The organism is Herbaspirillum sp. WGmk3 (assembly GCF_023952535.1).
GTDB classification, from domain to species: domain Bacteria; phylum Pseudomonadota; class Gammaproteobacteria; order Burkholderiales; family Burkholderiaceae_D; genus Herbaspirillum; species Herbaspirillum huttiense.
Genome location: NZ_JAKYWT010000001.1, coordinates 91,865 through 104,276, shown reverse-complemented (window position 1 = coordinate 104,276; position 12,412 = coordinate 91,865). Strand labels below are relative to the sequence as shown.

Below are 12,412 nucleotides of genomic sequence, written 5' to 3'. Positions count from 1 at the left end.
TATATTCGCTTCGTCGCAGCCTGCTGTTGCTGCCAGAACAAGGGTGATACGCAATGTCCAAAGTCTTCCACCAGCCCCAAAGCGGCAACGACATGCCGCGCTTTGCCGGCCGTTCGACCATGATGCGCCTGCCTGCGATGGACAGCGCCGAGGGCCTGGATGCGGCCTTCATCGGCGTGCCGCTCGATATCGGTACCTCCCTGCGCGCCGGGACCCGCTTCGGTCCGCGCCAGATCCGTGCGGAATCGGTGATGATCCGCCCCTACAACATGGCCACCGGTGCCGCGCCCTTCGATTCCCTGTCGGTGGCTGACATCGGCGATGTCGCCATCAATACCTACAATCTGCTCGAATCGGTCCGCGTCATCGAAGAAGCGTATGAGGAGTTGATGGCGTATCCGGTCATTCCGCTCACGCTGGGCGGCGACCACACCATCACCTTGCCTATCCTGCGCGCCATTGCACGCAAGCACGGCCCGGTCGGCCTGGTGCACGTCGATGCCCATACCGATACCAATGACGACATGTTCGGCGAGAAGATCGCCCATGGCACCACCTTCCGCCGCGCCGTGGAAGAGGGCTTGCTCGACTGCAAGCGGGTGGTGCAGATCGGACAGCGTGCGCAGGGCTACTCCAGCGGCGACTTCCAGTGGGGCGTGGACCAGGGTTTCCGCCTGGTGCAGGCCGAGCAATGCTGGCATCGTTCGCTGGCGCCGCTGATGGAAGAAGTACGCGCCCAGATCGGCGCCGGTCCGGTCTACCTGAGCTTCGACATCGACGGCATCGACCCGGCCTGGGCACCCGGCACCGGTACCCCCGAAGTGGGCGGGCTGACTTGCATCCAGGGCCTGGAAATCGTGCGTGGCTGCCGTGGCATGAACCTCGTGGGCTGTGATCTGGTGGAGGTCTCGCCTCCCTATGACTTGAGCGGCAATACCTCGCAGCTGGGCGCGAACCTGCTCTACGAAATGCTGTGTGTGCTGCCCGGCGTGACCTACCGCTGAGAGGCCGGCCATGGAGCTGAAGATCTTTCGCAGCGGCTGGGGCATGCAAGAACCCTGGAGCCGCTGCGTGGCCGAACTGCGCGAGGCCGGCTGCAGCGGCCTGGAAGCGCGCCTGCCGATGGCGCTGCAGGAGCGGCGCGCATTGCGCGACCGCCTGCAGGCCGAGGCGCTGGATTACATCGCCATCGTCTTCAGTGGCGTGGACGTCGTTCCGCGCCAGGCCGACCGGCCGGAGGTGCATTTGCAGCACCTGGCGCGCGCCTTCGACGCAGCGGCGGAACTGCAGCCCCGTTTCGTGAACCTGCTGGCCGGCAACGACCGCTGGCCCTTGGCGGAACAAGTCGATTTCCTGGGGCGGGCGCAGGCCTTGGCCGATGATGCGGGCGTTCCTTGCAGCTTCGAGACCCATCGCGCCAGTTCGCTCTACAGTCCCTGGGTCACGCTGGACATCGTGCGCCAGCTGCCCCGGCTGCGCTACACCGCCGACATCAGCCACTGGGTCGTGGTCTGTGAGCGTTTGCTGGATGACCCGCTGGATGACCTCACACCCTTCCTTGAGCGTGTACACCATGTGCAGGCGCGCGTGGGCTATGCGCAGGGGCCGCAGGTCCCGGATCCGGCCGCGCCCGAATATGCGCCCGAGCTGGCTTTCCACCAGCGCATCTGGGAGACGATCTGGTCTTTCCAGTACGCCAGCGGCTATGCCACCAGCACGCTCACGCCGGAGTTCGGTCCGGACGGCTACCTGCATCTGCTGCCCTATACCCGCAGCCCCGTGGCTGACTTGTGGCAGCTCAATCGTTGGATGGCGCAGCAGGAGCGCGCGCATTTTGCACGCTGGTCACAACAGCATGGCATCGGTTCTTCGTCATCAACGCAGTCGCCTTCTACCGCAGGAGTTTGAACATGCACACCGGACAGCGCAATTTCACGGCCTTGCCCGTGATCGATATCAGCGGCCTTTATCGCGACGAGCCGGCACAGCGCCAAGCGGTTGCCGACCAACTGGGAGCGGCGGCGCGCGAGGTCGGATTTTTCTACATCACCGGCCACGGGATCGATCCGCGGCTGATCGCCGGCCTGCGCGAGGCCAGCCGCGCGCTGTTCGCGCAGCCGATGCCGTGGAAGATGCGCTATTACATCGGCGACGCCTGGGGCCACAAGGGCTATGTGCCCGAGGGCGAAGAGGTCTATTCCAAGGGCCGGCCCGATCACAAGGAAGCCTTCGACATCGGTTTCGAGGTGCCGGATGACCACCCGCTGGTACTGGCCGGCACGCCCCTGATCGGCAACAACAAATGGCCCGAGCTGCCGGGTTTCAAGGAGGCCGTCTCCCGATATTACGAGGCGGTGTTCGCGCTTGGCCGCACCTTGTTCCGTGGCTTTGCCCTGGCGCTGGGCCAGCCCGAGGATGCCTTCGAGTCCCTGGTGACCTGTCCGCCCTCGAAGCTGCGGCTGATTCATTATCCGGTCGACCTGGAAGCGGTCGATGCGCCCGGCATCGGTGCCCACACGGATTACGAATGCTTCACCCTGCTGCTGGCCGATCAGCCCGGCCTGGAAGTGATGAACGACCAGGGCGCCTGGATCGACGCGCCACCCTGTTCGGTGGCAGGCGAGGAAGCTTTCGTCATCAATATCGGCGACATGCTCGAAGTGATGACCGCGGGCGCCTTCCCCGCCACGTCGCACCGCGTGCGCAAGGTGCAGCAGGAACGCTATTCCTTCCCGCTTTTTTTCGCCTGCGACTATCACACGCGCATCCGCCCCTTGCCGCAATTTGCCAGCGGATCTGAAGACGCGACCCGTTACGGTGAGCTGTCCATCGGAGAACACATGTATTCGCAGGCCCAGCAGACCTATACCTACCTCAAGCGCAAGGTGGAAGCAGGCGAGTTGGCGATGTCTGCGGACGCATTGAAGCCCGGCAGTTTTGGTTATACCCGGTCCAGGACGACGGCCGGCGGTTGAGTTCTCGCCCGTTTTCTTTTCTTTTTTTTCAGCCCGCTCACAGAAGGAGTCCAGCGCCATGACCCACCCCCTCCGCCGCATTTCGTTCAAGCGCCACCTGCTTACGCTGGCCCTGTCAGCCTTGCTGCCGGTAGCCGCGTCCGCGCAGACCATGGTCCCCGGCCAGCTCAAGGTCGGCATGGAAATCACCTACCCCCCTTTGGAATCCTGGCAGGGCGACAAGGTCGTCGGTTTCGATCCGGACATCGCCGAGATGCTGGGCCGGGAATTGAAGCTCAAGCCTTCCTTCGTCGACACCAAGTTCCCCAGCCTGATCCTGGGCCTCGGCGGTGGTCAGTTCGATGCGATCATTTCCGGCATGTACATCACGCCCGAGCGCACTGCCCAGGCTGATGCCATTGCCTACGGCAAGACCGGTGCGGCCATCATGGTGGCCAAGGACGGCGGCGTCATGCCCAAGAGCGAAAACGACCTGTGCGGTCTCAAGGTCGGCCTGCAAGCAGGGACCAGCTGGGTCAACGCCTTGAAGAAACTCTCGGCCGAATACTGTGTGCCCCAGGGCAAGCCGGCCGTGGCCGTGAGCGAATTCCCGACCGCGCCGGAAGCCTCGCAGGCCCTGCTGTCGAAGAATATCCAGGCCCAGATGGAAATCGCCGGTGCCGCCAAGATGCTGGCCGAGCACAGCAAGGGCCGCATCGTCATCAGTTCGCAAGCACTGGTGTATCCGCAGACGCTGGGCATCTATGTCAAGAAGGGCAATACCGCCTTGTACCAGGCTTTGCAGAAAGCGCTGGCGGCAGGACAGGCCAGCGGGGAATACGCGGCCCTCATCAAGAAATACGATCTTGAGCCCGTGGCGGTAGCAAAGTAACGTCGACCTTGAACCACCGGGAGCCCTCGCATGGCATTGGATTGGTCGTATTTCTGGTCCCTGTTTTCCATGGGGATCTTCTGGCGCGCGTGTCTCACGGTGGTCGAACTGGGTTCGCTGGTGTGGGTACTGGGCATGGTGCTGGGCTTCTTGCTGGCCTGCGCCCGCACCTCCGGCACGCGCTGGATCAACTGGGCCGCCGGGCTGTATATCTGGCTCTTTCGCAGCCTGCCGCTGCTGGTCGTGGTGGTGGTGGTCTTCAACCTGCCGCAAATTTTTCCGCTGACCCGTGCCGTTGTCGGTGATCCCTTCTTTGCCGGGCTGGTGGCCATGGTGCTGACCGAGGCGGCCTACATGGCGGAAATTCATCGCAGCGGCCTGCAGTCGGTTGCACGCGGACAGCGCGAAGCAGGGCGGGCGCTGGCGTTGAGCCGCTTTGGTACGATGCGGCTGATCGTCATGCCGCAGGCTTTCCGCATTGCCTTGCCCACTCTCATCAACGAATACGTCACCATCATCAAGCTCACGTCGCTGGTGTCGGTGATCTCCTTGCCGGAGTTGCTGATGACGGGCCTGCGCCTGTATTCGCAGAATTTCCTGGTGATGGAAACCCTGCTTGGCGTGGCCGTGTATTACGTGCTGCTGGTGACTCTTTTCAGCACGCTGCTGGGCTGGCTGGAGCGGCGCCTGGATCTGCAGAAGCGCCATCCCGCAACCCTCAGTGAGGGCCAGTGCAGCGCCTTGCGCAGCCATCTCGGCAAACCGCCTGTCGCACCGGCAGTGCCCCAGGCGGCGGGGCAGCCGAGTGCACTGGAGCTGATCGGCATCCATAAAGCCTATGGTGCGCATGAGGTGCTCAAGGGCGTGAACCTGAGCGTGAGGGCGGGCGAGGTGGTGTCCATCATCGGTCCTTCGGGCTCCGGCAAGACGTCGCTGATCCGCACCATCAATGCGCTGGAGAAGATCGACCAGGGTGAAATCATCCTCTTCGGCGAAGGCTATATCAGCGCCAACGCCTCACTCGAGTCCAGCCTGGTGCGCAATGGCATCGGCCGCATTGGCATGGTGTTCCAAGGCTTCAACCTGTTTCCGCACCTGAGCGTACTGGACAACGTGCTGCTGGCACCGCGCTACCACCGCCAGCCGGGCGAGCCGGCGCTGCGCCAGACCCGGGCCCAGCAATTGCTCGACAAGGTGGGCCTGCTGGCGCACCAGCACAAATACCCGCACCAGCTTTCCGGCGGGCAGCAGCAGCGGGTGGCCATTGCCCGGGCGCTGGCCATGTCGCCTGACGTGATGCTGTTTGACGAACCGACCTCGGCACTGGACCCTGAGCTGGTCGGCGAGGTCTTGAAGGTGATCCAGGAATTGGCGCAGGAGGGCATGACGATGGTGATCGTCACCCACGAGATGGACTTTGCGCTGACCATCTCCGACCGCGTGCTGTTCATGGAAAACGGCCGCGTGCAACTGGATGCTTCGCCCCGGCAGATCCGGGAGGCCACCGCAACCGACGCCGCTACCCTGCGCGTGCGCCGCTTCATGGGATTGGATGCTTGAGATGACTACGACACCCGATGAACTCGTCCTGCGCCGCGACCTGGCGGCCGCTTACCGGCTGGCCGCACTGTTCGGCTGGGATGACACGCTCTACACGCACTTTTCGGTGCGGCTGCCGCGTGCGGACAACGCGGCCCCCGAGGAGGACCGTTTCCTCATCAATCCTTTCGGGCTGATGTTTGACGAAGTGCGTGCCAGCGACCTGCTGGTGGTGGACCTGCAAGGCCGCGTGGTATCGGGCAAGGCCGACTACAACGTCGCCGGTTTCACTATCCACAGCGCCGTACACATGGCGCGCGAGGATGCCCATTGCGTGCTGCATACCCACACGCTGCCCGGCATGGCCGTGGCAGCCTGCGAGCAGGGACTGCTGCAGCTCAACCAGATCAGTACCGAGTTCCACCAGCGGGTCGGCGTGCATGCCTATGAGGGCGTTGCCTTCGATCTGGATGAACGTACACGCATCCAGCAATCGCTGGGCAACAACATCGCCTTGCTGCTGCGCCACCATGGTCTCCTGTCGGTGGGAGCCACGGTGGCCGATGCGTTTGCGATCATGTTCTACCTCAATCGCGCGTGCGAGATCCAGATGGCTGCCGCGCAAATGGCGACAGTCGCCGGACCGGTTACCGAGATTGCCGCGCACTTGAGCCAGCACGCCTGCGAGCAGCTGCAAAGCGTCGAACATGAGCGCCAGATCCTGTGGCAAGCATGGCTGCGGCGCCTGGACCGACTGGATCCTTCCTATCGCGACTGAGGGCCACGCCATGCCGACCTTGTTGATTTGCAGTGCGACCGATGACCTCAGTGACCTGCACGCGGTGTTTCGTGAAGAGGCCGCGCGCCGCATGCCGGAGCTGCAAGTGCGGCTGTGGCCGGACCTGCCCGATCCGGACGATGTAGAGGCTGTTGCCGGCTGGTATCCGCCGGCCGGGGTCATCGAGCGCTTGCCCAATCTGCGCCTGATTTCTTCCATTGCAGCCGGAGTCGATCATGTGCTCGGCGCTGCGCGGGCTCACCCTCTTGTGCCGGTGTGCCGCATCGTTGATCCCGCGCTGGCGGCAGGAATGGCCGAGTACGTCTTGTGGGCCGTGCTGTATTACCACCGCGCGCTGGACCAGGCGCTGCAGCAGCAGGTACAGCGTGTGTGGAAGATCCCGTCGCAAAAGCCGGCGCATCAGACCCATGTCGGCCTGATGGGGCTGGGTGCTCTGGGGAGCCATCTGGCCGGGGTGTTGCGAGGCCAGGGTTTCACTGTCAGTGGCTGGTCGCGTTCCGTGCATCACATCGATGGGGTAAGCACCTGTGCCGGTGACGATGCGCTTCATGCATTCCTGCAGGCACCCGATATCGTGGTCTGCCTCCTGCCGCTGACCGATGCCACCCGCAAGCTGCTGGGGCGCGACGTATTTGCGGCGATGAAGCCGGATGCAGCGCTGGTGCATTGCGGCCGGGGAGAGCATCTGGTGGAGGAGGACCTGCTGGAAGCACTGGACCGGCAGTATTTGCGCGGGGCGGTGCTGGATGTCTTTGCGCAGGAACCATTGCCCGCATCCAACGCGTTGTGGTCGCACCCGCGCGTGGTGGTTACGCCGCATATGGCGTCGAGTGCGCAGCCTGAGGTCATCGTCGGACAGATTCTGGACAACGTGCAGCGGGTACGCAGCGGGCAGCCTGTACTGAATGGTGTTGATCGCGGTCTGGGGTATTAGGAAAGCTGCCTTACCTGAATACGTGAACATGCAGTCCATGGGCCGGCCTGCGCCCATGGACCCGGCAACATCACTCAGGGTTGCGGAATCAATTGCGGCGACACCTGTTGCGCATGAGCCGCAAACAGGTGTTCGGCATCCAGTGGTAGCAGATAGCCTTCCTGCACCAACTTGTCGCCAGAGGCCTTGATCTGCGCGGCATAGTCTGCCCGGCCATGGTAGCGCTGGTCGAGTGCAGGCCGGGGATCACTGCTGCTCCTGCTCGCGCCACTCACGGCGAAGGGAATTGCGCTGCCCAGCGAAGAGCAGGTTTCCCCTTGCGCGTGGCCGCCGGCGCGCAGGTTCCATCCCGTGTAAGTAGCCAGTGGTACTGCCACTTCCGGCTGGGCGATGCCGCCCAGCTCATTGCCATCGGCATCAACCTTGGGCACCAGAATGCGGTAGGGCCGCGTGACATCCACGACCGGGATGGCGTTGCGATAATCGGTGACGGCCAGCGGATTGTGGATGCCGCTGTAGGCCAGCTGCAGTGGGGTTGGCGTGACTGTCCCCGAGGAGTCGGCCAGTGGTACCAGTACGTTGTCCAGTGCAGGGAAACCAATCGAGGCCTGGTCCGGCGTGACCGCCGTGCCGCTGGCCACCGTGGGGTAGCGCGAGGGTGGCGGCAACCGGTCTTTCGCCAGCCAGTTTTCCATCGCCGGAATCATGGCGCGCAGCACGGGAGCCTGCGTTACGGGGCTGGCCGGGAACTGGCACATGCTGTCCTTGCCGTTCCGCTTCACCACGCCATTCCTGATGCCGGCTCCGCCCGCGTGCTGGGTGCCTGAGATCAGGTAATAGCGCACGTTGTCCGGCAAGATCAGATCCTTGCCCGCGCCGTCGGTCACCACCAGTGCACCGCGTCCTCCCCACCATTCAAAGCTGCCATCGATCTGCATGATCTTCGGGCAAGTCGCGCTGGCAGTGCATCGCTTGAGCAAGCCATCGGTGACGCCACTGACGGGATCTTTCATCACGTTGTAGGCGAAGGGAAACTGGTCGCCCGGCATCCAGTGTTCTTCATGGCCCTTGGACCAGCGGCCTGGCTGGGAAAAGCGTTCATTGATCCAGGTGCGGCGTCCGCCCGGGATGATGGCCATCATGCCGTCGAAGACCTTGTTGCCCTGCGCATTCTTGTTGAATCCCATGTAGAGGAAGTCGCGCATGAAGCGGCCCGACTGCGAAATACCTTCACCGATAGTCAAGTCAACATTGCGCTTGTCGCGCGCCGTGCAGGACTGTTGTTCGACGCAGGCGGCGTTCTTCATATCGTTGAGGGGATTGGCCGTGCCTCTGGCATCGGCAGGCGCATCGCGCAGGAAGCTCACCAGGTCGCGGACCGCGGCAAAGCCGATCGCCATCACCTTGGGATGGGCGGCGGGATAGACGAAGCTGTAGATGCTGCCCTGGTCGGCGGGCACGGTCCCGCCTGCGGGGCCGGGGACTGCAGCGGGCGGAGTGAAGACCACGTTCACGCTGCCGTCCGCCTTGGGTTCGTAATGCCAGTCGGTCACCGGCGCAGAAGGAGCCTGGTAATCCTGCTGGCCCTGCGCATTGCGCCAGGTCTGGCGCACGGTGAAACTCACTTGCGATTTGTCGCGCAGGGAGGCAGGTGCGTACGAGAGTTTGAATTCGTTGTTTCCCTGATGGAAGTCGGGGATGTATTCTTCGCGGCTCGGACCGGTGATGGCGGAACCATCCTTGTTCGTGATCACCGGGAATTGTGTGCCCAGTGCGCCGTCGATGGCTGCGCCCGATTGCTTCAGATCACCCTGCCATCCACTCCAGACGATGGTGTAGCCGGCGCGCAGCAGGGAGGGGTAGGTGTCGCCGGGAGCCGGGCCGTTGCGCAGGGATTTGCCGCCGATGAAGAATTCCTCGGCCAGCTTGCGGCCACGATTGGCCACGTCATAGAAGAGCACGCGACGTGCCTGGGTCGCCGACTTCGGACGCAGGATCACGAAGTCGGTCGTGTAGGAAACGTAGCCATGGGCGTCTCTGGGGGCCTTGTCGAGATCGGTGATGCTGGCATTGTCCGGGTGAAGCGGATTGAGCTTGCCGTGCACGACGCCCGAGATCAACTGGTAGGGGCCGGCCGCACCGGCTGGCGTTGCGCCACCGAAGGCATCGGCGGTCTGGGTGATTTCAAGCTGGTCGATGTAGCCGGACGGCCTGGCAGGTGAGTTGGCGGCGAGCGCCTGTTCCGTGGCTGCCGTGCCAGCGACGAGGGCCAGCAAGGTGAGGGTGGTTTTCATGGTCTCCGTGATTTTGTGGGAACGAGGAAGACCAAGCCTACCGCAAACTGGGATGACGGGTTTTTATCGCTAGCGTCACCTTCGGTGATTTCATCTTTATGGAATACAGACTCAAGGGAAAAATGATTGATCAGTTCTGTGAGTGACGTCGCCGATAAGTTTTCTGCTGGTGACGCGAGAGAAGTTGAGTGCGTATCGAGCTGAGCAATAGTTTTGTGCAAACAGGTGTACGCGCCGTGCAATGGCAGGTCCTTGATACCCGGAAGCGAAAGCATTTGAAGACGCCGGTTACACTATTGCAATGAGCTTCGGCGCAGTCTTTGGTAATCCAAGGAGCTTGATGAGTGTCAGTATCGGGACAGCTTGGTTGTCACTTCTGGACGCGTAAAAAATGGGGATGTGGTGACATGGTAAAGCGACCTCAGAGGCAGAAGTCTGATGGCCGCTGAATAGAGTGCTGCTTAACCGGCAGCGATATAAAGATGAAATTTACCCATTGGATCAAAAATAAGTCATCCCTGATTTCAGGGATGCATGATCGCGGCTATAGATTATGTGCGTCCGATGATGAAAATCAGTGTATTTTCTATCCGGAGATCAGGCTAAAAATTTTTCCAAGAATAACGCTTTCGCAATGGGATGAGAGCACCTTTCGAAGCGCAATAATTTTATGCTCACGAGATGTGGCTGAAGAATTTCGTGAAAAAGATTTGTGGCTTGATGAGATGCCAGGTTTGGAAGGGAATTCGATTGGGGTATTGTCCGTGGAGCTGCTATGGCTGCGTTGGAACAACAACCCGGACTTGATGCAAAACTACCGCGATGATTATCGGAAATCATTTGAATCTGGATGCATGAGATTTTTTGAAGACTTGGATACATTCGGAATTCCATTCATTTCTTCGCTATCGAGGCCTGATCAATTGGCGAATGCCCTCGAAAATATTGATGAATATCCGGCTAACATAATGCAGGGGGGAAAGCCGAGATCGGCTGATCCATTTATCTATTCGGCTATTTTGTCCATGCGCAATGGTGAAATCGCTCAGGCGAAAGAGGCCCTGAAAAAAGGTGAGCTGAAATATGCATGTGTTAACCCCGATATCGAATGGCAGCACAGACGATCCTTAAATTACAAAGAGAGAATGCGTCGAATTTTGCGAGCGTAAGGAAATAGGCTGTGCTGCTCGATTGGAAGCGACATGGCTTTCATTCGAAAAAGCGGCATGACGCGTATTTTCCGTGCTGGAATTAAAAGCTCCCTCGGGAGCAGATCTTGAGAAGACGTTCCTCAGGCGCAGAAAATATAGCTGAAACGGAATATTGTCCGGCTAGCATCGTGCAGATACAGCTACCCGGATTTCCAGGAATGCGAACACAAGAACATGTCTGATCAACGACTTATCACTCTGATTCGTCAGCTCATTTCATGGCTAGTCGCGGGTGATTACGAAGCGGCCCAGCGCCGTTCACGCGGTATTCGCCTTTCCGCCGACCTGATGCGTAATGCTGTCTTGAGATACGGCCGGACGTTGGTTATTCCGCCCGACACTGCATTCGCCGGTATCGATGCGATTGAAGTCAGGAATGCCGCTAGCCCAACCTGGTCTGTTCGCTTTGATCTTTGGACGGCTGAGGAGGGCCGGTCAGACCTCTCGTTGGAATGCACATTAATCGACCGCGGTGCAGGGCGTATTGATTTGGAGATTGATAATTTGCACTCGTTTTGAGCTTGATACTGCCGCGAGAACAAGATGAGATGGAGTTAGCCGCCGAGTAACTGGATGTCGCTCCCTACAATGCCTTGACCAATAGCTGTCGAGATTTTACTGCAGCGCAGTTCAACTATATAAAAGCAGAGATTCTTCGGGCTCGCTCCGAGGGACGCGATTCCAAATTTTAGGCGGTCGATATGCAACATTCTCTTTGCCGATTGGTTTTCCTGATGGTCTTATTTTTCATATTGCCGGGATGCGATGGAGAGAGTCCCTTGAAAGAACTGCCATCACAGGTGATCCTGGAATCATATGCGCCCAACGGAGAATTGATTTCGAAGCGCATACTCCCGATGGATGATGCTGTTTATCTGAACTTAATTTCTTTTTTTGAGATGCAGCGTGTCGGCTGGAAGGTCAATGTCACTTCATATAAGACAGCACCCTTCATTCTGAGAGCCAACAACATTATTATTCGTTGCTATCAAGACTTGATGGTTATTGATACTGTTGACTCTGGTAGCTCGAAGTCTGTTAAAAAGGTTGTGCCAGGCTTGTTACTAAAACTTAGCTTGCGTGTGGAATAGTCCGGGCTAAACAAGATAACTCGTTAGAAATTAGCTATGCATATTCGTGCATTTGTAGAAATATTTGGGCTTGCTGCCCACGGAGGACCTCGGTCACGTCCCGCGACCCCGTCCGGCCTTGCAAGGCCGGACTTTCTAGTCCCTCCCGCAAAGCGCGCAGGCGCTTTGCTCGTACGCCCCAAAACGCAAAAGGCCGGTTGATTTTCATCAACCGACCTTTTTTGTTTTGGTGCCCACGGAGGGACTCGAACCCCCACACCTCGCGGCACATGGACCTGAACCATGCGCGTCTACCAATTCCGCCACGTGGGCCTTCTGCAAATGCGTTCAACCTGCATTGCTTGAAAGAGGCTGCATTCTAAGGGCAAACTATTAAGTTGTCACCTGTTTTTTTAAGTTTTTTATTCCTAAAAAACTAAGTAAAAAAAGGCTACTCAAGAATGAGGCGAGCTACTAAAAACTAACAATTTGAAGAGGTAGTTTTCAAAGAAAACCATCACCAAGTAAAAACTATTTTCCAATCCAAGAAACGCAAAAGGCCGGTTGATTTTCATCAACCGACCTTTTATGTCTGGTGCCCACGGAGGGACTCGAACCCCCACACCTCGCGGCACATGGACCTGAACCATGCGCGTCTACCAATTCCGCCACGTGGGCCTTCTGCACTCAGCGGTGACTTGCTGTGCTTGAAAGAGGCT

At 59.7% G+C, this 12,412-nt stretch carries 11 protein-coding genes and 2 tRNA genes; 10 read left to right on the top strand and 3 right to left on the bottom strand.

The window, feature by feature from the left end; translation table 11 throughout:
• Window positions 1-53 precede the first annotated feature (53 nt).
• The 7 genes from speB to MKD49_RS00375 are packed head-to-tail and all read left to right on the top strand — an operon-like array spanning window position 54 to window position 7,118.
• Window positions 54-1,004, top strand: a complete 951-nt coding sequence (speB, locus tag MKD49_RS00410; RefSeq protein ID WP_252695146.1) for an agmatinase — start codon at window positions 54-56, stop codon at window positions 1,002-1,004.
• A gap of 10 nt (window positions 1,005-1,014) precedes the next feature.
• Entirely contained in the window at window positions 1,015-1,908 is an 894-nt protein-coding gene (locus MKD49_RS00405; protein ID WP_252695145.1) for a sugar phosphate isomerase/epimerase, read from the top strand.
• A gap of 2 nt (window positions 1,909-1,910) precedes the next feature.
• Window positions 1,911-2,975, top strand: coding sequence for an isopenicillin N synthase family oxygenase (locus MKD49_RS00400; RefSeq protein WP_252695144.1), 1,065 nt, complete (start codon window positions 1,911-1,913; stop codon window positions 2,973-2,975).
• A gap of 58 nt (window positions 2,976-3,033) precedes the next feature.
• Window positions 3,034-3,846: an ABC transporter substrate-binding protein gene (locus MKD49_RS00395; protein ID WP_252695143.1), complete on the top strand. Its 813-nt coding sequence runs from the start codon at window positions 3,034-3,036 to the stop codon at window positions 3,844-3,846.
• Window positions 3,847-3,876: 30 nt separating this feature from the next.
• A complete protein-coding gene (locus MKD49_RS26510) occupies window positions 3,877-5,406 on the top strand; it encodes an amino acid ABC transporter permease/ATP-binding protein (protein ID WP_305882112.1) in 1,530 nt (509 codons plus the stop codon).
• A gap of 1 nt (window position 5,407) precedes the next feature.
• On the top strand, window positions 5,408-6,163 hold the full coding sequence (locus MKD49_RS00380; protein WP_121041857.1) for a class II aldolase/adducin family protein: 756 nt from the start codon (window positions 5,408-5,410) through the stop codon (window positions 6,161-6,163).
• A complete protein-coding gene (locus tag MKD49_RS00375; protein WP_252695142.1) occupies window positions 6,093-7,118 on the top strand; it encodes a glyoxylate/hydroxypyruvate reductase A in 1,026 nt (341 codons plus the stop codon). The genes MKD49_RS00380 and MKD49_RS00375 overlap by 71 nt, the downstream gene beginning before the upstream one ends.
• A gap of 74 nt (window positions 7,119-7,192) precedes the next feature.
• Here the strand turns inward: MKD49_RS00375 and MKD49_RS00370 are convergent, their stop codons facing one another.
• Window positions 7,193-9,412 carry an alpha/beta hydrolase domain-containing protein gene (locus MKD49_RS00370; protein ID WP_252695141.1) on the bottom strand — a complete coding sequence of 740 codons (2,220 nt, stop codon included), beginning with the start codon at window positions 9,410-9,412 and terminating at the stop codon, window positions 7,193-7,195.
• A 482-nt stretch (window positions 9,413-9,894) separates the two neighbouring features.
• On the opposite strand from MKD49_RS00370, the gene MKD49_RS00365 reads away from it, so the two are divergent.
• From MKD49_RS00365 to MKD49_RS00355, 3 genes are all read left to right on the top strand, one after another.
• The gene (locus MKD49_RS00365) at window positions 9,895-10,581 is read left to right on the top strand and encodes a hypothetical protein (protein ID WP_252695140.1); all 687 of its coding nucleotides are present in this window, start codon (window positions 9,895-9,897) and stop codon (window positions 10,579-10,581) included.
• Window positions 10,582-10,797: 216 nt separating this feature from the next.
• Window positions 10,798-11,142: a hypothetical protein gene (locus MKD49_RS00360; protein WP_252695139.1), complete on the top strand. Its 345-nt coding sequence runs from the start codon at window positions 10,798-10,800 to the stop codon at window positions 11,140-11,142.
• Between the two features lie 260 nt (window positions 11,143-11,402).
• Window positions 11,403-11,714 carry a hypothetical protein gene (locus MKD49_RS00355; protein WP_252695138.1) on the top strand — a complete coding sequence of 104 codons (312 nt, stop codon included), beginning with the start codon at window positions 11,403-11,405 and terminating at the stop codon, window positions 11,712-11,714.
• Between the two features lie 227 nt (window positions 11,715-11,941).
• Here the strand turns inward: MKD49_RS00355 and MKD49_RS00350 are convergent.
• A tRNA-Leu gene (locus tag MKD49_RS00350) sits at window positions 11,942-12,026 on the bottom strand.
• Between the two features lie 260 nt (window positions 12,027-12,286).
• Window positions 12,287-12,371: transfer RNA gene (locus MKD49_RS00345), tRNA-Leu, on the bottom strand.
• Window positions 12,372-12,412 lie beyond the last annotated feature (41 nt).